The organism is Frankia sp. BMG5.23, from assembly GCF_000685765.2.
Classification (GTDB): Bacteria; Actinomycetota; Actinomycetes; order Frankiales; family Frankiaceae; genus Frankia; species Frankia casuarinae.
In genome coordinates this window covers 59,178-84,211 of the sequence record NZ_JDWE01000012.1, presented here as the reverse complement: position 1 = coordinate 84,211, position 25,034 = coordinate 59,178, and the positions used below count along the sequence as shown (strand labels likewise).

Here is a 25,034-nt window from a genome sequence, read left to right as displayed (position 1 = left end):
GCACAATACTGTTCATCTTTGCTGCCAGGCGGTGATGAGTTCGGCTGGGCCGTAGGATGCGGCGAGACCGGTGGCCGCAACTCCGCTGCGGCCGATGGCGACCAATGGCAGCGGAAGGTTCGTGAGCGCCGCCCGGTGTTTCCGCAGTGCCGCCAGGTCGTGGTCATCGAACGGTGCGCGTTCCAGCCATGCGACGGAGCCGAGGAAGTACAGCTCCTTGGCGACCGGTTCCCGGTCGGTGCCGACGACGTCGATCTCGACAGTGTTGGAGCGGTTCCAGTAGGCGCCGACAGCCGGGGGTACCGGCGTATCCACCACGGTCGACCAGGAGCGGTGTGGTGCGATGGTCAGCCCGGATGGTGGGATGGTCGAGGCCCGACCCGGGCCGCGGCGACGGAGGACGCGACCGAGGAGGCGTGGTGAGTCTGTCCACCCATGTCCTGGACACGGCCACGGGGCGGCCAGCCGCCGGGCTGCCGCTCCGGTTGGAACGGGCGGTGCGTACCCTTGACGGCACGACCACGGGCTGGATCGCGGTCACCGAGGCCGTCACCGACGACGACGGCCGGGTGGCGGATCTGCCGGCGACCATCCCAGGCCCCTGGCGGCTCGTCTTCGACACCGCGAGCCGCTCGGCGTTCTTTCCCGAGGTGACCATCGCGTTCGTGATCGAGGACCCGGCGGGTCATCATCACGTCCCGCTGCTGCTCGCTCCGTTCGGTTATTCGACCTATCGGGGGAGCTGACCCGCCCTGGATGGCGGGTGTCGTCAACCCGCGGCGACCGGTCTGCCGCCGAAGCGGTTGACCGTCACCCGGTCGAGACCAGCCGCGGTCAGGCTCGCGTCGTCCAGCAGGCCGGCGTCGAGCGCCCGCAGGACGTGCCCGGCGAGCGCGCGGCCGGTGGCCGGCTCGTCGGCGACCGCTCCCGGATGCCGGGCGGTGGCGTACGTGGTGGCGTACGCGGTGGCATAGGAGGAAAGCCGGCCCAGCGCCTCGTCGAGCCCGGCCAGCAGGCAGCCGGCCACCGCCGCGTGCCGGCTCACCAACTGACCCGGATGCAGATCCCAGCCCTGGTAGATGCCCCGGTACCAGGCGCGGCGCACCAGTTCGGCGTGCCGCCGCCAGGCCCGGTGGACACCTCGGCCCGCCGTGTCCTCGACAGTTGCGGTGCCCTCCGTAGTTGCGGTGCCCTCCGTAGTTGCGGTGCCCTCCGTCGCGTCCGTCGGGCTCTCGATCGGCAGCAGGTTCGAGGACCCGTCCGCGACCCGGATTCCGGTGCCGGCGGTGACGAGCTGCATCAGCGTGGTGGCGTACTCCACCGCCGGATGGTCGCTGGCCTGGTGCGCGGCGGTGATGCCGAGAGCCGCCGAGTAGTCGTAGGTGCCGACGTGCAGCCCGACGAGGCGTCCAGGGCCCAGTGCAAGACCGGTCTCGACCAGCGCCGGCAGGGCGAGAACCGCGGCCGGGGTCTCCACCTGCACCTCGAAGGGCACCGGGGCGATGTCGAGGCGTTGCTCTAGTTCGGCGAGCAGATCGGCGAAGACCGCGACCTGCGCGGCGGCGCTCACCTTGGGCAGGGTCAGCACCAACCCGGCGGGTGGGCCGTCGTCGCCGGCCAGCGCCGTGAGGAAGAGGTCCAGGCTGCGCAGTCCCCGGTCCCGGAGGGCCGGGTCCAGCGACTTCATCCGCAGGCCGTAGGACGCGGGCAGGGCGTCCGCCGCCGCGGCGGCGCGCAGGGCGACGGCCGCCGCGACGGCGTCGGCGTCCTCGGTGTCGTCCATCCGGACGCCGTAGCCGTCCTCCAGGTCGATCCGCAGATCCTGCACCGGTTCAACGGTCAGCGCGTGCAGCACGTGTGCGTGGACCGGCTCGGCGATGACCGGGTCCGGGTCGCCCCCGGTGGCGGCGGCGAGCCTGGCCGGGTCGGTGCCGCGGGCGGCCAGGAGCTCCCGGGCTGCCTCCCCCCAGGCCAGCACGATGTCCGGGCGCATCCGGTCGGCGGGCAGGTAGCAGGTGTGCACCGGCTGGCGGGTTCCCGGATCACCGGGATGACGAGCGATGACCGCCGTATCGATCGGTGCGAGCGCGGCGGTCAGACGGGCGACGACATCGGTCGGCAACGTCGGCATGCCCCCAGTGTCGGCCTCACGTACACCGCCGGATACCTCCCCCGGCGGGATGCCCCTGTCCGCTTCTACAGCTGCACGCCCACGCGGACGGCGAAGGCGCGCAGTTCATCCGGCCCGCGGCCGCCCTGGTCCTGGACCGGTCGAGGCCGCCGCCGGTGCGATGCGCACCGATCGGGGGGGTCGATACGCGGCACCGGCGGCGGCTGCTGGGGGGTGACGTCCCGGCGGGTGTCGCCGGAACGCCATCGCCGGGGCCGAACGGGTGACGTCGCCAACCGACCCGGACTGGCCCATTGCTTTGTATCAAACACCTCGCGGAGGTATCCCACCAGGGTCGGTCCCGTCGGCGTTCACCGGGCCCCGGCCGCCCTGGCTCCCGTCGTACCCGCGGCCCGCCCGGCGCCGGGAGCGGTTCCGGCATCAGCGATGCCGGCATCGTCAAAGGCTGCCTGCATGCCGGCGGCGAGCTCGCGGTGGCGGGCGAGCATCGCCGACAGGTCGGGATGCACCGGATGGCCGTCCAGGACGACCGCGCGACCCGCGACCACCGTGTGGCGGGCCGCGACCGGGCCGCAGCGCAGCCACGCCTCGACGGGATCGGACAGCGCCCCGGCGAAGCCGACCCCGTCGAGGGGCCATGCCACCAGATCGCCCACCGCCCCGACGGACAGCTCGCCGATCTTCCCGGCCCGGCCGAGGCAGCCGGCCCCGCCCCGAGTGGCGATCTCCAGCGCGTCCCGGGCCGACATCGCCGCGGCGCCGTGCCGCAGCCGCCCGAGCAGCATCGCCGTGCGGGCCTCCAGCCACAGCGACGCCGAGTCCGCCGACGCCGAGCCGTCACAGCCCAGTCCCACCGGTACCCCCGCCGCACGCAGCTCCGCGACCGGGGCGAGCCCACCGCCGAGGATCATGTTGCTGCTCGGGCAGTGCGCGACCCCGGTGCCCCAGGCGCCCAGCCGGGCCACCTCGGCGGGGTTCGGGCGGATGCAGTGCGCCACCCAGGCCCGGTCGCCGCCCCAGCCGACCTCGGCGAACTGGTCGATGGGACGCCGGCCGAACCGCGCGAGGCAGTACTCGTCCTCCTCGGGGTCCTCGGCGAGATGCGTGTGCAGCCGCACGTCGAGCGACTCGGCGAGCTCCGCCGTGGCCCGCATCAGCTCCGGGCTGACCGAGAACGGTGAGCAGGGCGCCAGGGCGATCCGCACCATGGCGCCCGGCGAGGGGTCGTGATGGCGGGCCACCAGCCGGGCCGACTCGGCGAGGATCTCGTCGTCGTCCTGCACCACCGAGTCGGGCGGCAGTCCGCCGTCCTTCACCGACAGCGACATCGATCCGCGGCTGGGATGGAAGCGCATGCCCAGCGCCGTCGCCGCGGCGATCTCGGCGGAGACGAGGTCTCCGCCCCCGCGCGGATGCACATACAGGTGGTCCGTGGTCGTCGTGCAACCGCCGAGGGCGAGCTCGGTGAGCCCGACGTAGGCGGAGACGTGCACGGCCTCCTCGTCCAGCCGGGACCACAGCGGGTACAGGGTCGACAGCCAGGTGAACAGCGTGCCGTTCAGGGCCGGAGCGAACGCGCGGGTGAGGTTCTGGTACATGTGGTGATGCGTGTTCACCAGGCCGGGAGTGATCAGGCAGCCGTCCGCCCGCAACGTGCGCACGGCGGGAGGCGGTGGCTCGTCGGGACCGCCGAGGGCGCTGACCAGGCCGTTCGTCACTGCGATCCACCCGCCACGGATCTCCCGGCGGTCGGCGTCCACCGTCGCGACCAGTTCGGCGCCGACGACGACCAGGTCGGCGGGAACGGGAACGGCGACGGGACGGGAGACGGCGGGCGTGGCGGACGTGGGCATGGCGGGCATGGCGGACGTCAGCGTGGGGGCCTTCTGCGGATCGGCCATGGCCGCTGATTCTGCGGCCGGCACGTTACGGTCGGGTGAAGCGTCCGTGCCCGGGAGGTCGTGGCGTGCCAGGTGACGTGAGCAGGTGTGCGGGGTCGGCTGGCGGGCCGGTCGGCGTGACGGTCGGCGTGACGGTCGTGGCCACCCCACCAGTCATCATGATCGACGATTCGGGTGATCCCCGGGTCGACGACTACATCTCGTTGACCGACGTCGCGCTGCGCCGTCGGCGGGAGCCGGCCGACGGGCTGTTCATCGCCGAGGGTGAACGAGTGATAACCAGGGCGCTGCGGGCCGGCTACCGGCCGCGCTCGGTCCTGGTCTCGCCGGCGCGCCTGGCGGCCGTGCCCGCGGACCTCGGCGTTGACGTCCCGGTGTACGTCGCGGGACCCGACGTGCTCGCGGCGATCACCGGCTTCGAGGTGCATCGGGGGGCGCTTGCGGCGATGGGCCGCCAGCCGCCCCGCGCCGCCGCCGACCTCCTGGTCGATGCCCGGCGGGTACTGGTGTGTGAGGACATCGTGAGCCACACCAACCTGGGGGCGATTTTCCGTTCGGCCGCGGGACTCGGGATGGACGCGGTGCTCCTGAGCCCGCGCTGCGCCGATCCGCTCTACCGGCGTTCCGTGCGGGTGTCGATGGGGGAGGTGTTCGCCGTCCCCTACGCCCGGCTCGAACCCTGGCCGGAGGCCCTTGGTCTGCTGCGGGATGCCGGGTTCACGCTGCTGGCGCTGACTCCGGCGGCGGACGCCGAGGATCTTGGCTCCTTCGCGGCCGGACTCACCCCCCGCGCCGCGCCCGCGCTTGCACCTGCGCCCGCACCTGCGCCCGCACCTGCGCCCGCACCTGCGCCCGCACCTGCGCCCGCACCTGCGCCCGCACCTGCGCCGGTGCCGGCGGCGGCCCGGGTCGCGCTGCTGCTGGGCACGGAGGGCGCCGGGCTGTCGGCGGCGGCACAGGCCGCGGCGACGGCCCGGGTCCGGATTCCGATGGCGCACGGGGTCGACTCGCTGAACGTCGCGGCGACCGCCGCCATCGCCTGCTACCTGCTGGGCCGCCGTTGAGCCGCCGGGTTCAGGATGCGAGCCAGCGGCAGCCGGGCAACGGCAGGTTCCGCAGCACCCAGAAGGCGATGATCAGTATCGGAACGGCGGGAAGCAGGCGGGCCGGTACCCGGGGCAACGGGTGGCGCCAGCCGGCCGCCCGCGCCACCGCCACGATCCAGCCGAACACCAGCATCGGGGCGGCGATGACGAAGTAGACGTTGTAGTCGGCCGCGGCCGCGAGGTGTCCGTGCAGGAGCTGGTGCAGGCCGCGGAGGGTGCCGCAACCAGGGCAGTCCAGGGACGTGGCCCACCGGAACGGGCACATAGGGTAGTGGCCCGGCTGGGCGGGGTCGACGAGGTACACCCGGCCGCAGACGCCGACGGCGGCTACACCGAGCACGGCGAAACCCGCCAACCGGGCCCGCGGTGACCAGACCCGGCCCGCGCCGATAATCGTCCCCGGGGTGCCCGGGGTGCCCGGGGTGCCCGGGGTGCCCGGGGTGCCCGGGGTGCCCGGGGTGCCCGGGGTGCCCGGGGTGCGCAGAGCCATGGCCGCGCCGGTCGGTTCCGACGCCGTGGGTGCCGGGTGGTCTGGGTGCGGTGCCGCGACCTCCACCGGAGAAGCGTAACCGGGGCGCGGACCAGTGGGTGGCGGACCGGGGGTGGCGGACCGGGGGTGGCGGACCGTGGGACAGTGGAAGGGCCCGATCGGAGGGACGGATGACGGCACGAAACGGCGATCGTGAGCCGGGTCCGGACGCGCCCGGCTACGCGGGGCTCGCGACCTTCTGCGGACTGCCCTGGCTGCCCGGGACGGAGGCGCTGGCGGCCCGCCGGCCCGACGTTGCCGTCGTCGGTGCTCCGTTCGACATCTCGACGACCCACCGTCCCGGCGCCCGGTTCGGCCCTCGGGCGATGCGGGCCAACGCCTACAACCCCGGCACCTACCATCTCGACCTCGGTATCGAGATCTTCGACTGGCTCGACGTCGTTGACGCTGGCGACGCGCACTGTCCGCATGGGCTCACCGAGGCGTCCCATCGCAACATCCGGGCCAAGGTCGCGCGGATCGCCGGGCTCGGCACGATCCCGCTCGTCATCGGTGGCGACCATTCGATCACCTGGCCGGCCGCAACCGGCGTGGCCGACGCCGTGGGCTGGGGTGAACTCGGTCTGCTGCACTTCGACGCGCATGCCGACACCGCGGACGTCATCGACGGCAACCTCGCCTCGCACGGCACTCCGATGCGACGGCTCATCGAGTCCGGTGCCGTGCGTGGACGCAACTTTGTCCAGGTGGGGCTGCGCGGCTACTGGCCGCCGCCGGACGTTTTCGCCTGGATGCGCGAGCAGGAGATGACCTGGCATCTCATGCACGAGATCTGGGAGCGGGGCAGCCGTGACGTCGTCGTGGACGCGATCGCGCAGGCCACGGACGGGTGCCGGGCCATGTACCTGTCGGTCGACATCGACGTCCTGGATCCGGGGTTCGCGCCGGGCACCGGCACCCCGGAACCCGGGGGGATGACCCCGGCCGACCTGCTGCGGGCGGTCCGTCAGATCGCGCTCGACACGCCGCTTGTGGCCGCCGACATCGTCGAAGTCTCCCCGCCGTACGACCACGCGGAAACGACGGTCAACAGCGCCCATCGCGTCGCCATGGAGGTCTTCGCGGGACTTGCCTACCGCAGGCGGGAAGCCGCCGGTGGCGTTCCGGACCTGCCCGGGTCGGCCCCGGCCTGAGCCGCCCTCCGTGGTAACCGTCCGTGGCAACCGGGAGTCGGTTGGACCGTCGACCGAACCATCGGCGTTTCGTATTCCCGCGAGTGCTTCGTATTCCCGCGAGTACGCAGAGCGCCCTTATTCCAGGTGCAGTGCGCCCTCCTCAGCCGTGCGTGCATCCACGTCCGGCGTGACGATGCTGGGAATGGCGAAGTTCGCGTCGTAATCCTCCGCGAGGGTCGTCGTCCCCTCGCCGTACGCGTCCGCATCGAGAACAGCCCCGGACTCCCGCCGCTCGGCTTCCAGGTAGGGGTCGGCGTCCGGCGTTTCCGCGGCGAGTTGCCGATCGAAGGACGGCCCCGCACGCTCCTCACGCGGTGTGCTCGGATAGCGGACGCCGGCACTCGGTCTGTCGGGCGCGTCCCAACTGTCGTCCAATGGATCTCGGCCGGCATCCGTCGAGCCGAGATCGTCGCTGTCGAGCATCTCCGCGGGTTCCAGGGGAGCATCCTCGCGGTACCACGGCTGTTCGGAGTCGGCTGTGATGGAACCAGGGTCGAACTGCTCGGAACCCGAGGCTGGCTGCGCCATGGCTGTCTCCCTGACCGGCCCACGGACGCGGCGCGGCCTGCTTGGGACATCCCGCAACATTCCGCCCAGCAAAGCGAGTCCGGCCACTGTTGATATCGGTGCGTCCCGGGCCGCTCCCGGCACGCCTCGCCGCATGACCTTCCCGGCGACGGCCGGGCTAAGCCCGCCGCCGTGGTCCTTGCTCGCCGTGGCCCCATGGTTCGACCACCGTCTGGTTCTCGCGGATGATCCTCGTGGACGGCGTGTGCGGATGATCCCGGCGCCGGTCGCGGATCCGGCCGTGGATCCGCGCCACCTTCGCCCGGGCCTTCGTCCGCTTCACCGACCCTGCCGCGTGCGGGACAGCTCCCGCTGCGCCCGGGCGAGGCGCTGCCGGTCGCGGCGTGAACGACGTGGATCAGGCGACCGGGTGGGGGTGTGTGCCGCCGCGGACCGGGTGCCCGCCGAGAGTGGCATTGCGAGTGCCATCGGCAGCGGGACGGACACGGTTACCGCGTGGGGTGACCCCGCTTGTCGGCGAATAGGAGATGGCGTATACCGTCCCGCTTTGTGGCTACTGTTGCTGACCGGATACTCGACCAGCTTGCCAAAGTTCCCGCGGGTTTGGACGACGGCAGGTTGGCGGCGGCGATCGGGGCGAGCCGGGGCACGGTGAACCAGGTCTGCCGGAAGCTCGCGCAGGCGGGGCGGCTGGACCGGGGGCAGGGTCCCGACGGCCTGATTCTCAACCGTCTGACGCTCGCGGCGACCTCGCCGCCCGAGGAGTCGGAATCCGCCGATGTCGTCCCCTCGGCCGATGTCGTCCCCTCAGCGCTCGTCGAGGAGGTCACTTCTCCCGCCGTGGCCGAGCCTGTTCCCGATGCGTCCGCGTCGGTCGAGTTCCCGTCGGCCCAGCCTGTTCCCGACGTCTCCGCGTCGGTTGAACGTGCTTCTGCGGGGTCTGAGCCTGCCGTCGCCGCAGCCGAGGCGGTCACGGCCACAGGCGCCGATGAGCAGGCGGTCGATGGCGAGCCGGTGGACGTGCCCGCCGAGCCGGCCGCCGAGGTCGTCGAGGTCATTGAGGTCGTCGAGCCCGACCCGGTCGCCGAGGCGGGTGCGGCGCCGGCCGTGCCGGCCCCGGGGCGCGCCGAGGATCCGGTCACGGTGATCGGCCAGGCCCTGGCCGCCCTGGACGAGGCGATGTCCGTGTTGGGCAGCACGATCGTCCCGGCCTCACTCGATGCGGTAGGTGGTGCGTCGCATGCCTCTCCGTCGCCGGGCGGTACGGTAACCGAGCTTTCCGGGGAGCAGGGGGCTCCCACGGAGCGCGCCGAGGGCGTCGGGGGTGGCAGCCGGCCGGTAGTCGGTGCGCCCCTGCCCACAGGGACGGCCGCGAGCCGGGAGACCCACGAGCCGGCGAGCGGGGGTACCGCACGCCGGGAAGGCGGGGAAGACGGGGCCGGGGGGAGCACCCCGACTTTGGAGAAGGCACCGGCCGATCGCGCGAGCACCGCACCGGTGCGTCGAAGCTGGTGGCGCCGAATGTTTGTCCGTAACGCCCATTGATGTAACTAGCGGTACATAGTCGGCAGTGGGACCGGCTGTCGTCAGCTGAAGCGTCGACGATGTTGATCGGCAATAACGTTTCGAGCGTCACCGATCTACCAGGGGAGAGCATGTCCATGCGAGCGAGATCGCTCGTCGCCGCCGCCGCCATTGTGCTGTCGTCGCTGGCGCTCGTCGCCTGCGGCAGCCGGGCCAGTAGCAGCGGAACGACCTCGGCCGGCAACAAACCGGCCGGGGTGTCGAACAATACAGCTTCGGATATCGGCGTCACGCCGACCGAGATCAAGATCGGTACAATCGCTGGCCTGAGCAGCGGTTTCGGACCGGACACGTTCTCCGCCTCACTGTACGGGGCGCGGGCCTATTTCAAGGCGCTCAACGCCGCGGGCGGAGTAAACGGGCGCACCGTGAACCTCGTCGAGTGTGACGACAAGGGCAGCGGGGACGGAAATGCGAACTGCGCGCACAAGCTCGTCGACGACGAGAAGGTCTTCGCGCTCGCCGGGGTGACGGCGTTCGACTACACGGGTGCGCAGTACATCAACTCCAAGGGTGTTCCGGATATCGGCGGCCAGCCCGTGTCCGCCGCCTACGATCAGTATCCGCACCTGTACTCGATCTACGGCAGCTATTATCCGCGCACCGGCAGCCGTCCCGGCTACAACGGCACGCTCTACGCGGGGACCGAGATCTACCGCTGGTTCAAGCAGAATCTGAAGACCAACGTCGCCGGGGTTGTGTACTACAACGTCGCCCCGTCGGAGCGGTACGCCAAGTCGATCGCGGACGGCCTGCGCAAGGAGGGCTACACGGTCGTCGAGGAGCAGATCAATCTCGGCGCCCCGAGTTGGGACGCAACGGTCCTCGACCTCAAGCGGCGCGGCGTCCAGATCGTCTTCGACGCGATGGACGACGGCGGTAACGCTCAGCTGTGCAACGCCATCGAGTCCCAGAAACTGCCGATCACGGCGAAGGTGACCCCGCCGCAGGGCTGGGCCAACAACATCCGCCAGGTCTACAGCGCCTCCCCGAACTGCCGGAACACGATCTACTCCACCGGCGGCACCGCCAACTATGCGGACACTCAGATTCCCGCGGTCGCCACGTTCCAGAAGGATCTGCAGGCGGCCGCGCCCGATCGGGTGGCCAAGATGAACCTGTGGATGCTCGAGGGTTACGCCTCGGCCCAGTGGCTGACCGACGCGATCCGCTCCTGCGGCGCCGACGTCACCCGCGCCTGCGTCGAGGCGTACATGAACAGCGGCAAGGACTACGACGGTCACGGCCTGCTCATCCCGACCGGCCGGAACTTCAAGAAGTCGCCTGAACCGCCGTCGCAGGAGGAGAACTGCCTCAACGTCGCCCGTTGGCAGGACTCGGCGAACGGCAACCAGGGTGGCTGGGTGACCCAGGTCAAGGACATGAACACCAACTGCTTCACCGTCCCGGATCTGCCCTACCCGGCCGGCTGATCTCTCGCGGGACCGCCTGCGTGATCCCGGGCCCCGGTCGGGGCAACCCTCCACGGCACCGCGGAGGGAACCTCGACCGGGGCCTTTCACATCGGGGGGCCTTTCACCGAGGCCTTTCGCGGCCCTACGCTCGGAATTCCTCCGGCCCGCCCGCGAAGGACCGCTCGCCCCGGTGCAGGACGTAGACCAGGTCCGCCATCGCCAGGGCCTGCTCGGTGTACTGGTCGGCGAGCACGACGGTGGTGCCCGACGATGCGACCGTCGCAAGCCAGCCGAACAGGTCCGCGGCGACCTTCGGGGATAGTCCGAGCGACAGCTCGTCGACCATCAGGACCGAGGGGCGGGCCAGCAGGGCGCGGGCGAGTGCCAGCATTCGCCGCTCACCGCCCGACATCGATCCGGCCCGCTGCGTCAGCCGCTCCCGCAGCCGGGGGAACGACTCCAGCGCGGGGGTGATGTCGGGGTGCCCGCTGGCCTCCGCGATGATCTGCAGATTGTCCCGGACCGACAGGGTGGCGAAGACGGCCCGTTCGTCCGGCACGAGCATCAGTCCTCGGCGGGCCCGGTCGACGGTGGACACCTTGGTGATGTCCTCGCCGCGCCAGGTCAGACTGCCCGAACGCAGTGGGATCAGCCCGGCCAGCACCCGTAGGGTGGTGCTCTTGCCCGCGCCGTTGACCCCGAGCAGGGCGGTGACCTTGCCGGGGGGGATGGCAAGGTCCAGACCGTGCAGGACCTCCACGGTCCCGTAGCCGGCCCGTGCCCCGGTCAGTTCGAGTTCGGCCGTCGCCGTGGTCACCGTGCCTCCTGCGGCTGCTTCAGGACCGTTTCATCGTGGCGATGGGCAGCCTGGGCCAGGTACACCGACCGCACGGTCGGGTCGTCGCGGACGTGCCCGGGATCGCCGGACGCGACGACCCGACCGCCGACCATGGCGTACACCTGGTCGGCGACGGAGAAGACCAGGTCGACGTCGTGGTCGACGATCAGGATGCCGACCCCGTCGTCGGCGGTCCGGCGCAGCAGCTGCGAGAACCTGGCGGTCTCGTCGTTGTCCAGACCGCTGGCGGGCTCGTCGAGCAGCAAGATGTCCGGCTGGGCGCACAGCGCCCGCGCGAACTCGACCAGCCGCAGGGCACCGGTGGGCAGCGTGCCGGCGATGGTGTCCCGCAGGTCGGACAGGCCGAGGGAGCCGAGGGTTTCCTCGACGAGGCGGCTGACGTGTCCTCGGCCCTTGGACGCCAGGCCCAGCAGGCCGCCGGCATAGTCCCGGTGCCGGTTTTCCGCGCCGACAAGCAGGTTGTCCGCGACCGTGAGGGTGGGGAAGAGCGAGGGAACCTGGAAGGTCTGCACCAGACCACGCCGGGACCGGATGTCCGGCCGCATTTTTGTGATGTCGCTCTTGTCGAGCAGGACCTTGCCCTCGTCGGGCTGCTCGACCCCGGTCAGCAGGCTGAACAGCGTCGACTTCCCGGCACCGTTCGGGCCGATGAGGCCGGTGATCACGCCCTGGGGGGCGACAAGGTCGACGTGGTCGACCGCGGTCAGACCGCCGTAGCGGCGGACCAGGCCAACGGCCTGTAGCACGTGCCGACTCATACCCGACCTCCGTCCCGCAGGGAGGTCGCCGCCGCGGGTCCCGAACCCCCCTGCTCGTGGCCCACGTGACCTGGTGAGGTGGGGTAGACGTCGGCGGGCAGGCCACCGCGCTCGCCGCGGGGCGCGGGGGGCAGCAGCGGTGCGCCGCTCGACCGGGCCGCATACTCCTGCACCAGGGTCAGCAGGCTGGCCCCGAACGGGGTCGGCCGCGGCGAGCCCGGTGGCAGCACGGGCGAGGAGCGGCCCGGAGGCCAGCTCGCGGATGGCCCGGGCTGGGCGGCCCCCAGCGGCGCGCCGATCCCGGGGATCCCGGAGATCCCGGTGACGCCGGTGATGCCAGTGGTCGCTGGCAGGTATCCGACGGCGGAGATGCGCACCGGCACCGGACGCGGTGCCCGATGGTTGGGATCGACGAAGCCGTCCGCGAGGTGGAGGGCGAGCAGCCGCAGCAGACCCCGGACGGCCGAGGCCAGGCCGCCGGGCATCCAGCCGAGGGCGAGGGCGAGGATGCCGATGGCGAGGATCGAGGATCCGGCCGGCGCCAGTACGTCGATCGTGACGATGAACGCCGCGGCGACGATCGCGCCGGCCGCGCTGTCGGCGCCGAAGACGACCACGGCGGTGAACCACAGCAGGCTCTGCAACGGTGCGAAGTCGTCGGCGGAGAACGAGTAGCTGCTGTGCACCAGCAGCGCACCACCCAGCCCGGCGACGACGGAGGAGACGGTGAAGGCCAGCAGCTTGAGGTTGCGGACGTCAACCCCGACCGCCGCCGCACCCTCCGCATGGTCACGCACGGCGAGCAGCGCCCGACCGAGCCGACCGCGATGCAGATTACCCACGAAGAACAGGCCGAGGCCCAGGCAGACCAGTTCAAGGACGTAGAACGCCTCGTCGGGCAGCTCCCAGCCGTAGAACGTCAGCGGGTCGAGGTAGAGGCCGGTCGCGAAGGTGGGCTGTTCGAAGACGAAACGGCTGACCACGGCGCCGACCGCGAAGGTGGTCAGCGCCAGGGTGAGGCCGCGGCGGCGGATCGCTGGGTAGCCGGTGATCAGACCGATCGGGGCGACGAGCAGGGCGCCGATGAACATCGACGCGACGCCCGGCAGCTTCGGCAGTCCGAACAGGTCACCGTTGGCGAGCTTGAGTGACAGCAGCGCCCCGAGGCCCGCGTAGCCGGCCGAGCCCAGGGAGAGCTGGCCGCTGTAGCCGGTGACGATGACCATCGACAGGAAGATGAGGGCGAGCGCCGGGACCATGAACGCCGAACGCAGATCGGACGGGGCGAAGGTGAGCGGTGCGAGCAGCAGCGCGGCACCGCCGAGCTTGCCCAGGAAGTCGCGGCGGGCCTTGGTCTGGCTGGCCGGGCCCGACGGCGGTGCGCCGCGGCTGGAGAAGCTGGCGGTGGTCCCGGAGTCGCCGGTGCCGAGCTCGCGCAGCTTCGGCACCGCGAGCAGCAGGACCAGCAGGGCGACGATGAACAGGTTCGACTGCAGGACGGTGAGGATCTGGCCCGCGTTACCGTCGAGGGTGAACTGCTTGAGTTCGCTCTGCAGGACGGCGACGCCCAGGGCCGTGAGGACGGCCACCGGCATGCTCGACAGCCGGGCCGCCACCACCACCGCAAAGGTCTCCAGCACCAGCAGGGTCAGCCCGTACGGGGTGAGTTGAAAGCGGGGGGCGAGCAGGATGCCGGTGAGGCCGGCGAGCGTCGTCCCCGCCGCCCAGCCAGCCGCGGCGACCTGGTCCGCGGGAACACCGGACAGCTCGGCGAGCTGCCGGTCGTCGACGACCGCGCGGATCTGGCGGCCAAACACCGTGCGGGTGGCGATGACGCCGATGACCGCGCAGAACACCACGACCATCGCGAGCTCGGCCAGCGCGTCGACACCGATCCGGGTGTCACCGAACAGCTTCACCGACGAGTTCGGGAAGATGCTTGGTGCGTCACTACGCGAGCCCAGACCCCAGATGCCCGCCGTCATCCCGAGGGTGAGGACCAGCACACCGAGGCTGGCGACCAGGGATTCGGCCGCCGATGCGCGGCGACGGGCCAGCGGCCGGAAGACCAACCGCTCCAGCAGCAGGCCGATCCCGGGGGACACCACGGCGAGCGCGATGATGGCGGCCAGCCAGATCGGCAGCCCCCACACGACCACCATCTCGCGGAAGACGTACGCCACCAGCGTGGCGATGCCGCCCTGGGCCAGGTTGAGGACCCCGTTGGTGCGGTAGGTGACCAGCAGGCCGATACCGGACAGGGCGGCGATCGCCCCGAGGGAGATCCCCGCCAGTCCCAGGTCGATGCTGGTCACCGGGCACTCCCTGGGAGCCGGTCGCCGCCGGCCGTCCGGTCGTCGCCGTCCGCCGGGTCACATGTGATCACGGAACTGCTCGCCTTCCGCACCGTGGCATCGTTGGAAACGCAGGCTCTGTCAGGCGTGCTGGCCGGGTGTGGTGGCATTCGCGGCGGGTGCCTGGCCGCCCCCGGGGTCCGTCACAGCGAAGCGCGAGTTCTGCTGGTGCGTGGCCGTTGTCTGCTGGTACGAGCCGGTCTGCTGGTACGAGCCCTGGGGGCGGGTGGCCGGCTGACCGGCCTCGGGTGCGGCACCCGCGCCCGCCGCCGCGATGATCAGCGAGTGTAGGTCGTCGACCTGGCCGGCGGTGTGGGCCTGGGCGGCCTGAGCGGCGTCGAAGCGGTCGGCCACCAGCAGCGCACTTCCCACCAGAATGAGTGCTAGGCCCCCAAAACCGCCGGAAACCACGTAGGGTAGTTGGAAAGCGACGTCCGTCTCCTTGGAGACACCCAGGTAGCAGCCGAGCAGAAGTACGCCGCCGGCGGCCATCACCACCCATCCGCGCAGCGCGCGGACCACGTCGACCACCAGGCGCGATGTGGGCCGCGGGTTATCGGTCCCAGCGGTCTGCTCGTCCACTTTCGTCTCCCCCAAGGAGCATGTCGTCGTCGGTCATGCGGCGCGGTCGTGCGGGCGGCGCGGTCGTGCGGCGGAGCCTCCGCGTGGAGCCCGCCCCCGAGATGATCCGGGTCACGACAGGCGTCAGATTAGTGTGCGGAGATGAACAGGTGCTCCGTCGGGTGGCCCACGGCTGTTCCCGGCGAGCTCCGGCGGCACGGGAAGCTCCGTCGCATTAGGTATACGAGGATAAGCCGGCCGATGGAAGGCCTTGCGAAGTATGCCCGTCTGCAACCAGTCTGCTACTCTATGTCGGCTGGCGGCTGGCGGCTGGCGGCTGGCGGCTGGCGGCTGGCTGTCGGGCCAGGGGGAAGGGCCGGGAGGGATGCCAGCCGCAGCCTGCCGCACCGCGGGCCGATGCCTGCCGCATCGCGGGCCACCGCGGGGCCACCGCGGGGCCTCAGGTGATGCTCGGAGCGATCCGCTGGCGTGGCGGCAGGGCGGTGGCCCCGGCCGGTGCCGGCCCCCGGCCCCAGCGCCACGCGTCGGCGACGATGCGGTCGATGCTCGACGCCGGAGAGCTCCAGCCGAGATCGGCGCGGATCCGGGTGCTGTCACCGATCAGCGTCCTCGGTTCGGAGACCGGCGGACAGTGGACGCGGCGGACCGGGCGCCCGGCGACCCGGCCGACCGCGGCGAGCACGTCGGTGACACTCACCCCGACGCCGCTGCCCACGTTGAACACCGCGCAGTGCCCGGGGCGCGCGGCGACCAGCGCCGTCAGGTAGGCCGTCGCCATGTCCACGACGTGGACGTACTCCCGCAGCGCGAGGCCGTCCCCGTTGACCCGGAACACGTCCCGGCACCCGCTCGCCACGGCGATCGCCGCCGGGATGATCCGGCTGCCGTCGCGGTCGATGTGTCCCGCGACGGCACCCGCGACGTTGAAGGAACGTAGGATCACCGCGCCGAGCAGCCCGGTGCCGGCCTGGTGGGACAGCAGCCGCTCGGCGGCGAACTTGGAGGTTCCGTAGGGGTTCGCCGGGTCGGGTGGGCAGGTCTCCGGGATCCGGGCGAGGTCGACGTTGCCGTAGACCGCGCAGGTGGATCCGAAGACGAACGCGGGTGCGACCCCGGTGTGTTCGGCGCCCTCCTCCAGGGCGGCCAGCAGGTTGATGGTGCCGGTCAGGTTTGTCTGGAAGTAGCGCACGGGATCCAGCCGCGACTCCCGCACCCGGGTCAGGGCCGCGAGATGGCACACCCCCTCGAATCCCCGGCTGACCCCCGCCGCGGCCAGCTGGCGGGGATCGAGCAGGTCCGCGGCCACCACCTCGACATCGGGGGCGAACCGCGGCGTGGTCATCGGCTCGCGGACCATCGCCGTAACCTGGTGTCCGGCGGTGGCGAGCATGTCCGTGACCACTCCGCCGATGAAGCCGGCCGCGCCGGTGACAAGGACGCGCATGTCCGGGATCAGGATGCGGCCCGCATGCGCATCCCGAGGAGGGTCTCCCGGTGGCGCCAGGCGAGTTCCAGGCAGGCGGCGGCCGACGGGGCGATGGGCTCGGTGTCGACGAGACGGCGCAGCGCCGAGTGGGTGAACGGGATGCCCTCGGTCACCGACCGGTTCGGACCCGCGGTGACGACCGATCCCTCGGCATTGGTCTGGACCATGCTGCCGAAAAGCCGGTCGAAGGCGTCGGCGTCCACCACGACGACGGTGAGGATCTCGCCGAACAGAGTGAGCGCGTCCAGCCCGATCCCGAAGTACGACACCCGCATGGCGCCGGACCGACGCGCCTGCTCGAACGAACGGAACGGCTCGTCGGTGTCATAGTCGATCGGGCTGGACGAGCTGCCGTCGTGCTCCGGGTTGCCCAGCAGCTCCTCGCTCAGCTCACGCATGATGTTGCGCCACAGGTCGAAGTCGGCCTCATGGTGGAACGGGGTGATGCCCGACGGCTGGAAGACCCCGGCCGGGATGACGTGGTACACCCCGCCCGCGGTCGCGACCGAGCCCGCGCTGCGCCGGTGCAGGAAGAAGCTCGCCTGGCCGCCGCGATCGTGGCGGATCGTGAGCGTGTTGATGGACGGCAGGGCCGCCCGCCGGGTGAAGTCGAACGGATCTCCGATGCGCGCCCGGAAGGGCAGCGCGGGCCAGGACAGTCCGCTGCCGGCCATCGCGGCCGCCGTCTCGTGTGCGACGGTCTCGCAGACGTCGACGGCGTCGAAGTACGTCGTGTGGGCGAAGCTCAGCGACGGATGGTTGTCCGTTGACGGTCCCGCGGTCCCGTCACCGCCGATATCGAGCAGGCGAAAACTGAGCCGGTTCTCGAACAGGGTCGGCCGGTCGAGGTCCCGCATCGCCCGCGTGTAGCGCTGGTAGCGGTTCTGCTGACCGCCTCCACCGAGCAGGGGCCGGCTACCGGCCGTCTCGGGTTCGTCTCCCCTGATCGTGGGGGCCTCGGCGCTATCGTGCCACCCAAGGGTGACATCGTCGATGTCCACCGGGGTGTCCCACACCCAGCCGGGTCGGGCCAGTAGCCCGCTGCCGAGTCGGTCGGTTTCCGGGTAGAGCCGCACCGCCGCGCGGGCGAGGCTGATCCGATGGTGGTTGAGGTGATCGCGGGTGAGCCGCCACGCGCGTTGGCTCGCGGCGGCCTGCTCGGCCGCCGGACTGCGCGGCGCTGTCTCCCGGCGACGGTCCGTCATCGATCCCGGGGCCAGGCCGACGTCCTCGGGGGACAGCGCCAGATTGCGGGCGATGTGACGGAGCGTCGAGATGTCGTGGATAGCCCGCCGGCCGCTCTCCACCTTGGATACGTAGGACTGGTCGAAGCCCAGACGGTCGGCGAGCTGCTGCTGCGTGAGGCCGTGGGCCTGCCGGTACGCGCGTAGGAGTTGGCCCACACCAACGCTGGTGGGAGTAGAACGCGGCGGCGTCCATAGCCAAGTGTGACCGGTCACCCGCAACCCTCTCGTCCGACAATCGTGTTACGCGAAGTGAGCATAACGAGCCGGGCATCTAGGGGTGCAGTGACATAATTCGAACATCTCGTGTGGGTGTAATTTTGCGGCTTCCAGCAACATCCTCGGTGCCATGTGTTATGCGAGGGCGTTCCCGTCGAATGTATGTTCATTGGTTGGGAAGTCCGTCCGCGAGGTCGAGGACGATCACAATGATGATCAGGAGGAGTATCCAGCGGAAGAAGCCGATACGGCTCCAGACCTCGCGCGCGATGCCCCGGCCCGCCCGGCCGCCGAGCACCAGCAGTGCGAACAGCGCCCCGCCGACCGTGACGAGGAAGATCCCGGCATTGCTGTGGTCCACGGTCAAGACGATCGCACGCCGACCCCGGGGATCCCCGGGGATCCCCGGAGAGTGTTTCTGTTCGGGTCGCGACCGAAGGTGACCGACCGTTCTCGCGGTTATCCTCCCCGTGTTCGCCGTCGGGCCGGTCGGGGTTGCGCTGATCGGCCTGGTGCCGATCGTCCTAGCGCTGATCGGCCTAGCGCTGATCAACGTGGTCACGTCGAGGCTCTCTCATGTGCTACTGAAGGTCGATGGAACGTGTAGTGCATGCCGTGTTGGAATCGACGTTCACCCACTGTAAGATCAACGCACCCCGACGGGATGAACTCACTCCCCTTCCTCGCCCGCCAAATCGCCGGTCGGCGCGCATCGGAGCCTGCTCGTCCCTACCGTGTTCCGGATGTCGACGGCACTCCTGACCGATCACTATGAGTTGACCATGTTGCGCGCGGCGCTCCGGTCCGGCGCGGCGGATCGCCGTGTGGTCTTCGAAGTCTTCACCCGATCGTTGCCGCCGGGTCGCCGTTTTGGTGTGTTCGCCGGCACCGGTCGGCTGCTCGATGCGCTGGCGGACTTCCGGTTCGGGCCGCCCGAGCTAGCTGCTCTGCGGGCCGCCGATGTCATCGACGAGGCCACGGCACAGTGGCTGGCGGACTACCACTTCGGCGGCGACATCCATGGCTTCGCCGAGGGCGAGCCGTTCTTCGCCGAGACGCCCGTGCTCGCCGTCGAGGGCACCTTCGCTGAGACCGTGCTGCTCGAGACACTCGTGCTCGCCATCCTCAACCACGACAGCGCGATCGCGGCCGCTGGGGCCCGGATGGTTGGGGCGGCCGGGGACCGGCCCTGTCTCGAGATGGGATCTCGGCGCACCCATGAGGCCGCCGCCGTGGCCGCCGCCCGCGCGGCCTACCTCGTGGGTTTCGCGGCCACGTCGAACCTGGAGGCTGCCCGGACGTACGAGGTCCCCAGCGTCGGTACCAGCGCGCACGCCTTCACACTCGTTCATCCAAGCGAGGCCGAGGCGTTCGCCGCGCAGGTCGCAGCCCTCGGTGTCGGCACAACGCTGCTCGTCGACACGTACGACGTCCCTGCGGGGGTCGCAGCCGCCGTCGCGACGGCGGGCACCGAGCTTGGGGCCGTCCGGATCGACAGCGGGGACCTGGGTCGGGTCGCCGGCGCCGTCCGCGCGCAGCTTGACGGCCTCGGCGCGACCAGAACACGGATCATCGCGACCGGGGATCTGGACGAGCACGCCATAGCCCGGTTGGGCGACGCCCCAGTAGACGGCTACGGTGTCGGCACCAGCCTAGTCACCGGTGCGGGGGCGCCCACCGCGGGGTTCGTCTACAAGCTGGTCGAGGTCGACGGCGAACCCGTGGCGAAGAGGTCGGTCGGCAAGAGCACCCGTGGGGGGCGCAAGCGGGTCGTCCGCCGCCATGACCTCAACGGCCGGGCCGTCGCTGATGTCATCTTTCCGAGCCCGCCGGGCTCGCCGTCGGCCCCGGACCGCTTGTCCGGTCCGTCCGGCCCGGGGGTGGATCCCGCTGGCTCCGGCGACGCGCTCCCCGCGTCGCCGCGACCGCCCGACCCGGCCCGGGACCGGGACCTGTTGCGTCCGCTGGTGAAGGCCGGTGAGCCGGTCGGTGGCCTGACCGGGCCGGCCGGCACCCGGCGCGCCCGCGAGCACCATCGTCTGGCCCTCGCGGCCCTTCCCCACACCGCTCGGGAGGTGGGCTACGGCCCGCCGTGCCTGCCCGTCGTCCACGCGGAGGGCCGTCCCTGAACCGTCCCGGGCCTCCCTGAGCCGTCCCGGGCCGTCGGGCGGCGTCGCCCACTGAGGTGCCGTTTCCGGCGGGAGGCCGAGGAGGGGCCCGTGTGTGCCGGCGCGGGGATGGCCAGACTGGAGGGGTGGCGCCCGCCTCTCCACCGAACCGGATCCGCGGTCCGTTGGACGGCGAGGGCGGGCGGCATGACGGTGACGCTGTCATGCCGCCCGCCCTCGCCGTCAGCGTGGACGTGGTTCTGCTGACCCTGCGCGCCGGTCGGCTCTGTGTCCTGGTCATCCGCCGGGACGATCCCCCGTTCGGCGGATGCTGGGCGCTGCCCGGTGGTTTCGTCGACCGCGACGAGGATCTCGACGCCTCGGCCCTGCGGCAGCTCGCGGCCGAGACGGGCGTCACGACGACCGGTCACCTCGAGCAGTTGCGGACCTACGGCGGCGCGCACCGCGACCCGCGTGTCCGGGTGGTCAGCGTGGCCTACCTGGCCCTGCTGCCGAATCTCCCGCAGCCGCAGCCACAGCCCGGCCGGGATGGACCGCGGGCCCGCTGGTGGCCGGTGGAGGACCTGGACTCGACCGACGGCCCGACGCTGGCCTTCGACCATCCGCGGATCGTGGGGGACGGCGTGGAGCGGGCCCGGGCCAAGTTGGAGTACACCCCGCTGGCCGCCGCCTTCTGCGAGGAGCAGTTCACCCTGGCCGACTTGCGCCGCGTCTACGAGGCCGCGTGGGGCGTCGCGTTGGATCCGCCGAACTTCCGCCGCAAGGTGCTGTCCACGCCGGGATTCGTCGTACCGCTGGGCCAGCGCACCTCCCCGCGCGGTGGCGGTCGGCCCGCCGAGCTGTATCGGCGTGGCTCGGCGGTCGCGCTGCACCCGCCGCTGCTGCGCCGGTCGGTCTGAGGAGATTCCTCCAGACCGGCCGCGCAGTTGTCGCCTGCCGCGGCCGACGGGTCCGGGTCGGCCGCGGCCAGCCACTCGACGATGCCCGCGACGGCGTCCCGACAGGTGCCGCATCCGGTCGTCGCCCGGGTACCGGTGACGATCGCCGGCAGGTCACGTGCCCCGTCCAACCAGCAGCGGGTGATCCCGCCCTTGGTCACGTTGTTGCACCGGCAGATGGTGACCCGGTCGGGCAGGGTCGCCGGACTGTCGGTGACGGTGACCTCGGTCCGGGTCGGGAACAGCAGGCTGCGCCGGTCGGCCGGCACCGGAGCCTGCCGGTCGAACAGCTGCGTCACGGTCCCCACCGTCGGGTTGTCACCGAGCATGATCGCGCCCACCAGTCGGTCCCCGCGGATCACCAGCTTCTTGAAGGTGCCCCGGGTGACATCGACGAACTGCAGCACCTCGGCGTCCTCGTCGAACTCGTCCACGTCGACCTCGCCCATGGTGGCGAGATCCACTCCCGACGCCTTGAGCCTGGTCACGGGTCGGGCGCCGCTGTAGCGCGCGGCGGGGTCGGCGGCGGTGACAACGTCGGCCACCACCCGGACCTGGTCCCACGCCGGCGCCACCAGCCCCTGCACCGTCCCGTCGTGCTGCGCGCAGTCACCGACCGCGAACACGGCCGGATCGGCGGGGGAGCGCATCTGATCGTCCACCACGATCCCGGCTTCGACCGGCAGGCCGGCCGCCGCGGCGAGGTCGGTCACCGCCACGACGCCGGTCGAGACCACCAGCAGATCGGCGTCGAGCACCTCGTCGCCGGCCAGCTCCACGCCGGCGAGCCGCTCGTCGCCATGGATCCGGACGACCCTGGCCTCGAGCCGGGACCGCACCCCGAGCCCGGCCAGCGTCCGGACCAGCACCTGTCCGGCCCGCCGGTCGAGCTGGCGGTTCATCAGGTGACCCGCAGCGTGCAGGACCGTCGTGTCCAGACCGCGGCGGACCAGGCCGCGGGCCGCCTCCAGGCCGAGTAGGCCGCCGCCGAGTACCACCGCGCGGGTGGCCCGTTCGGACTGGGTGAGGATGTGCCGGCAGTCGTCGAGGGTGCGGAACGCCGCCACTCCGGGTAGCAGCGTCCCATCCGGTCGGGTCAGTCCCTCGATTGGTGGCAGCCACGCCCGGCTCCCGGTGGCGAGGATGAGTACGTCGTAGGCGACGACGCTGCCGTCGTCGGCCGTGACGGTGCGACGCGTACGGTCGATGTGGTGCGCCACCACGCCGGCCCGGACGTCGACCAGGGCGCGCGGGGGCGTGCCGTCACCGCTGTCGCCGGACGCCGCATGGTCGACCAGGGTGATGTCGGCCAGATCCGCCTTTCCTGCCAGGACGTTCGACAGCAGGATGCGGTTGTAGGCGGGATGCGGCTCCTCCCCGAACACGGTGATGATCAGGTTGGGATCTCGGGAACGAAGCTCGCTGATCATCCGGGAGCCCGCCATCCCATGCCCCACGATGACTACGCGGCGCGGCCCGGAGGCCCCTGTGGAGTCCGACGCGGGCGCGGCGTCGTGCATCATGGTTCGGGGTCTTGCGGTCATCACCCTTGGTGCCTTCCGCTCGGTTGGCTGCGGCCCGTCAACATGGCTCGGACGGGTTCGGCAGCCCCGACCGTCGCGGTGGGGACGGACCCGGTGGCATGCCGATCGTCGTCCGGGTTGTCGTCCGGGTCGTCGATCGGCTCGACCGCGACCGCGCACACCTTGAACTCGGGCATCCGGGACGTCGGGTCGAGCGCGTCGTTGGTCAGGGAGTTCGCCCGTCCGGCCCCGGCCCAGTGGAAGGGCAGGAAGACGGTGTCGAATCGGAGGGTGTCGGTCAGCCTCGCCGGCACCTCGCAGGTGCCTCGTCGGCTCGTGACCCGCACCGGCGCCCCCTCAGCGATCCCGAGCCGTTCGGCGAGGTCGGGATGGATCTCGACGAAGGGTTCCGGCGCGGCGTCAACGAGGGGTCCGATCCGGCGGGTCTGCGCACCGCTCTGGTAATGAGCCAGCACCCGCCCGGTGGTCAGGTAGTAGGGGTACTCGGGGTCGATGTCCTCCGCCACCGGACGGTGCTCGACCGGCACGAGCCGGGCCCGTCCGTCCGGGGTGGCGAAGCGATCCAGGAACATCCGGGGGGTGCCCGGGTGCGTCTCGTCCGGGCAGGGCCAGAACACCCCGTCCGATGCGGTGATCCGCTCGTAGCTGATGCCCGCGTAGTCGGCGATCCCTCCGGCGCTGGCCCGGCGCAGCTCGTCGAAGACCGCCCGTGGTTCGCCGGGAAAGCGCTCGGCGTGGCCGAGTCGGGCGGCGAGCGCCGCGATGATCTCCAGGTCGGTGCGTACCCCGGCCGGAGGAGGCCGCAGCCGTTCCCGCCGCAGTACCCGACCCTCCAGGTTGGTCATCGTCCCCTCCTCCTCCGCCCACTGGGCGGTCGGCAGGACGATGTCGGCCATGGCCGCCGTCTCGCTGAGCACGAAGTCGGCGACGACGAGCAGGTCCAAGGCGGCCAGCCGCGAGGTGATCCGACCGGCCCGGGGGGCGGAGACGGCGATGTTGCTGCCGAGGATGAGGAGCGCCCTCGGGCCCTGCGGCGTGCCGAGCGCGTCCAGCATCTCGTAGGCGCTGCGGCCCGGACCGGGGATGGTCGTCGGGTCGACGCCCCAGATTCGACCGATGTGCTCCCGGGCCACCGGATCGATGATCTTGCGATAGCCGGGAAGCTGGTCGGCCTTCTGCCCGTGTTCCCGGCCGCCCTGCCCGTTGCCCTGGCCGGTGAGACAGCCGTAGCCCGACCCGGGGGTGCCGGGCAGCCCCAGTACGAGGGCGAGGTTGATGAGCGCCGTGACGGTGTCGGTGCCCTTGCTGTGTTGTTCGGCACCGCGGGCGCTGAGCACCATCGCCCGTTCGGCCTGGGCGAGCAGGTCCACGGCGGCGTACTGGTCTGCCACCGGCACTCCGGTGATGCGCTCCACCCGTTCGGGCCAGTAGGAGGCGAGTACTGCTCGCAGCTCGGCGAGGCCCGTCGTCCGAGCGGCGAGGAAGTCGCGGTTGGCGTACCCCTCCGTTAGGGCGATGTAGGCCAGCCCGTTGGCCAGGGCCAGGTCAGTTCCCGGGGTGATCTGCAGATGTAGGGCCGCGGCGCGGGCGGTGGCCGTCAGCCGCGGGTCGACGACCACGAGCGCCCCGCCGTTCTCCCGCTGGCGGGTCAGATACTGCATGAACGGGGGCATGGTCTCGGCCGCGTTGCTGCCGACCATGATGACGGCCCCGGCGTGCGCGATGTCCTCCAGTGGGAAGGGCAGGCCCCGGTCCAGCCCGAACGAGCGGATGCCCGCGGCGGCCGCCGACGACATGCAGAACCGGCCGTTGTAGTCGATCGCGGAGCTGCGCAGCGCCACCCGAGCGAACTTGCCTAGGGCGTAGGCCTTCTCGTTGGTCAACCCGCCGCCGCCGAAGACGCCGACCGCGTCCGGGCCGTGTTCGCGCTGGAGGCGGATGATCCCCTCGGTGATGCGGTCGAGTGCCCGTTCCCAGCTCACCGGCTCGAGGGGGGCGTCGCGTCGCGGCCGCATCAGCGGGGTGGTGAGCCGGTCCGCGGCGGTCAGCAGCTCGGCGGAGGTCCACCCCTTCTGGCACATCCGGCCCCGGTTGGTGGGGAACTCGCGGGCGAGCACGGTAACCGGCCCCGGAGACCTTCCACCTGCGGGTTCCGGGCCGTCGTCTTTTCCGGTGCCTTCCTTGGCGGCGCTCTCCGGGGTGGCGCGCAGCATCATTCCGCACTGCAGGGCGCAGTACGGGCAGTGTGTCGCAGCCTCGGCAAGGGGCGCGGCCGGCACCGGCATGGTCGTGGTCACGCACCGAGCGTGCGGCGAGGGGGTGTCTCGGCCGGGTCGGAGCCGTTTCGCGGCGGCAAAGTGGTTCTCATCCTGGCCGGCCCCCCGATGTGCGGCCCCCCGATGTGCGGCTGCGGCCCCGACGATGCCACCCTGCGGCGCTCGGTCGTCTCCCGGCGTTGGGCCGCCTGCTGAGAGGTGATTGCCGGCCACGGCACACGACCCGTCGAGGAGAACTGTCGTGGGAATGGCGTA

Annotated in this window: 19 protein-coding genes and 3 pseudogenes; 7 read left to right on the top strand and 15 right to left on the bottom strand. The window is 71.5% G+C overall.

Annotation, left to right across the window (positions count from 1 at the left end):
• Positions 1–12: 12 nt before the first annotated feature.
• Positions 13–297, bottom strand: a pseudogene (locus BMG523DRAFT_RS08250) (hypothetical protein); the annotation flags it as partial.
• A gap of 122 nt (positions 298–419) precedes the next feature.
• Here BMG523DRAFT_RS08250 and uraH point away from each other — a divergent pair.
• A complete protein-coding gene (gene uraH / locus BMG523DRAFT_RS08245; protein WP_023841201.1) occupies positions 420–746 on the top strand; it encodes a hydroxyisourate hydrolase in 327 nt (108 codons plus the stop codon).
• 23 nt (positions 747–769) lie between these two features.
• On the opposite strand, the gene BMG523DRAFT_RS08240 is transcribed toward uraH, so the two are convergent.
• Positions 770–2,131 (bottom strand): aldolase/citrate lyase family protein, encoded by a 1,362-nt coding sequence (locus tag BMG523DRAFT_RS08240; protein WP_043590800.1) that lies wholly within the window; start codon positions 2,129–2,131, stop codon positions 770–772.
• A gap of 350 nt (positions 2,132–2,481) precedes the next feature.
• Entirely contained in the window at positions 2,482–3,993 is a 1,512-nt protein-coding gene (locus BMG523DRAFT_RS08235) for an 8-oxoguanine deaminase (protein ID WP_035941668.1), read from the bottom strand.
• A 197-nt stretch (positions 3,994–4,190) separates the two neighbouring features.
• Between BMG523DRAFT_RS08235 and BMG523DRAFT_RS08230 the strand changes: the two genes are divergently transcribed.
• Positions 4,191–5,096 carry an RNA methyltransferase gene (locus BMG523DRAFT_RS08230; RefSeq protein WP_043590821.1) on the top strand — a complete coding sequence of 302 codons (906 nt, stop codon included), beginning with the start codon at positions 4,191–4,193 and terminating at the stop codon, positions 5,094–5,096.
• A gap of 10 nt (positions 5,097–5,106) precedes the next feature.
• On the opposite strand, the gene BMG523DRAFT_RS08225 is transcribed toward BMG523DRAFT_RS08230, so the two are convergent.
• On the bottom strand, positions 5,107–5,628 hold the full coding sequence (locus BMG523DRAFT_RS08225) for a DUF2752 domain-containing protein (protein ID WP_043590820.1): 522 nt from the start codon (positions 5,626–5,628) through the stop codon (positions 5,107–5,109).
• A gap of 170 nt (positions 5,629–5,798) precedes the next feature.
• On the opposite strand from BMG523DRAFT_RS08225, the gene speB reads away from it, so the two are divergent.
• Entirely contained in the window at positions 5,799–6,821 is a 1,023-nt protein-coding gene (gene speB, locus BMG523DRAFT_RS08220; RefSeq protein ID WP_011435301.1) for an agmatinase, read from the top strand.
• A 117-nt stretch (positions 6,822–6,938) separates the two neighbouring features.
• On the opposite strand, the gene BMG523DRAFT_RS08215 is transcribed toward speB, so the two are convergent.
• Together BMG523DRAFT_RS08215 and BMG523DRAFT_RS27295 are read right to left on the bottom strand one after the other, a co-directional pair.
• Positions 6,939–7,391 carry a hypothetical protein gene (locus BMG523DRAFT_RS08215; RefSeq protein WP_023841205.1) on the bottom strand — a complete coding sequence of 151 codons (453 nt, stop codon included), beginning with the start codon at positions 7,389–7,391 and terminating at the stop codon, positions 6,939–6,941.
• Positions 7,392–7,593: 202 nt separating this feature from the next.
• Positions 7,594–7,790, bottom strand: a pseudogene (locus tag BMG523DRAFT_RS27295) (transposase); the annotation flags it as partial.
• A 150-nt stretch (positions 7,791–7,940) separates the two neighbouring features.
• On the opposite strand from BMG523DRAFT_RS27295, the gene BMG523DRAFT_RS08210 reads away from it, so the two are divergent.
• Positions 7,941–8,936, top strand: coding sequence for a hypothetical protein (locus BMG523DRAFT_RS08210; protein ID WP_023841206.1), 996 nt, complete (start codon positions 7,941–7,943; stop codon positions 8,934–8,936).
• 116 nt (positions 8,937–9,052) lie between these two features.
• On the top strand, positions 9,053–10,408 hold the full coding sequence (locus tag BMG523DRAFT_RS08205) for an ABC transporter substrate-binding protein (protein WP_011435305.1): 1,356 nt from the start codon (positions 9,053–9,055) through the stop codon (positions 10,406–10,408).
• 124 nt (positions 10,409–10,532) lie between these two features.
• On the opposite strand, the gene BMG523DRAFT_RS08200 is transcribed toward BMG523DRAFT_RS08205, so the two are convergent.
• The 7 genes from BMG523DRAFT_RS08200 to BMG523DRAFT_RS08170 all read right to left on the bottom strand — a co-directional run bounded on the left by BMG523DRAFT_RS08200 (position 10,533) and on the right by BMG523DRAFT_RS08170 (position 18,253).
• Positions 10,533–11,207 carry an ABC transporter ATP-binding protein gene (locus BMG523DRAFT_RS08200; RefSeq protein ID WP_011435306.1) on the bottom strand — a complete coding sequence of 225 codons (675 nt, stop codon included), beginning with the start codon at positions 11,205–11,207 and terminating at the stop codon, positions 10,533–10,535.
• A complete protein-coding gene (locus BMG523DRAFT_RS08195) occupies positions 11,204–12,007 on the bottom strand; it encodes an ABC transporter ATP-binding protein (protein ID WP_011435307.1) in 804 nt (267 codons plus the stop codon). Before BMG523DRAFT_RS08195 ends, BMG523DRAFT_RS08200 begins: the two co-directional genes overlap by 4 nt.
• Positions 12,004–14,322 carry an ABC transporter permease gene (locus BMG523DRAFT_RS08190; protein ID WP_043590798.1) on the bottom strand — a complete coding sequence of 773 codons (2,319 nt, stop codon included), beginning with the start codon at positions 14,320–14,322 and terminating at the stop codon, positions 12,004–12,006. The genes BMG523DRAFT_RS08195 and BMG523DRAFT_RS08190 overlap by 4 nt, the downstream gene beginning before the upstream one ends.
• Before the next feature lie 120 nt (positions 14,323–14,442).
• Complete coding sequence (locus BMG523DRAFT_RS08185; RefSeq protein ID WP_011435309.1) at positions 14,443–14,943, bottom strand: hypothetical protein; 501 nt, start codon at positions 14,941–14,943, stop codon at positions 14,443–14,445.
• Positions 14,944–15,382: 439 nt separating this feature from the next.
• Positions 15,383–16,387, bottom strand: a complete 1,005-nt coding sequence (locus tag BMG523DRAFT_RS08180; protein WP_011435310.1) for an NAD-dependent epimerase/dehydratase family protein — start codon at positions 16,385–16,387, stop codon at positions 15,383–15,385.
• Positions 16,388–16,395: 8 nt separating this feature from the next.
• Positions 16,396–17,889 carry a helix-turn-helix domain-containing protein gene (locus BMG523DRAFT_RS08175; protein ID WP_011435311.1) on the bottom strand — a complete coding sequence of 498 codons (1,494 nt, stop codon included), beginning with the start codon at positions 17,887–17,889 and terminating at the stop codon, positions 16,396–16,398.
• A gap of 169 nt (positions 17,890–18,058) precedes the next feature.
• The gene (locus tag BMG523DRAFT_RS08170) at positions 18,059–18,253 is read right to left on the bottom strand and encodes a hypothetical protein (protein WP_035732600.1); all 195 of its coding nucleotides are present in this window, start codon (positions 18,251–18,253) and stop codon (positions 18,059–18,061) included.
• A 358-nt stretch (positions 18,254–18,611) separates the two neighbouring features.
• Here BMG523DRAFT_RS08170 and BMG523DRAFT_RS08165 point away from each other — a divergent pair, with 358 nt between their 5' ends.
• Positions 18,612–20,021: a nicotinate phosphoribosyltransferase gene (locus BMG523DRAFT_RS08165; RefSeq protein WP_083494768.1), complete on the top strand. Its 1,410-nt coding sequence runs from the start codon at positions 18,612–18,614 to the stop codon at positions 20,019–20,021.
• Positions 20,022–20,224: 203 nt separating this feature from the next.
• Positions 20,225–20,920: an NUDIX domain-containing protein gene (locus BMG523DRAFT_RS22830; protein ID WP_011435314.1), complete on the top strand. Its 696-nt coding sequence runs from the start codon at positions 20,225–20,227 to the stop codon at positions 20,918–20,920.
• Between the two features lie 86 nt (positions 20,921–21,006).
• On the opposite strand, the pseudogene BMG523DRAFT_RS08155 reads toward BMG523DRAFT_RS22830, so the two are convergent.
• Positions 21,007–22,479, bottom strand: a pseudogene (locus tag BMG523DRAFT_RS08155) (FAD-dependent oxidoreductase); the annotation flags it as partial.
• 23 nt (positions 22,480–22,502) lie between these two features.
• Positions 22,503–24,788, bottom strand: a complete 2,286-nt coding sequence (locus BMG523DRAFT_RS08150) for a molybdopterin oxidoreductase family protein (protein WP_011435316.1) — start codon at positions 24,786–24,788, stop codon at positions 22,503–22,505.
• Positions 24,789–25,034 lie beyond the last annotated feature (246 nt).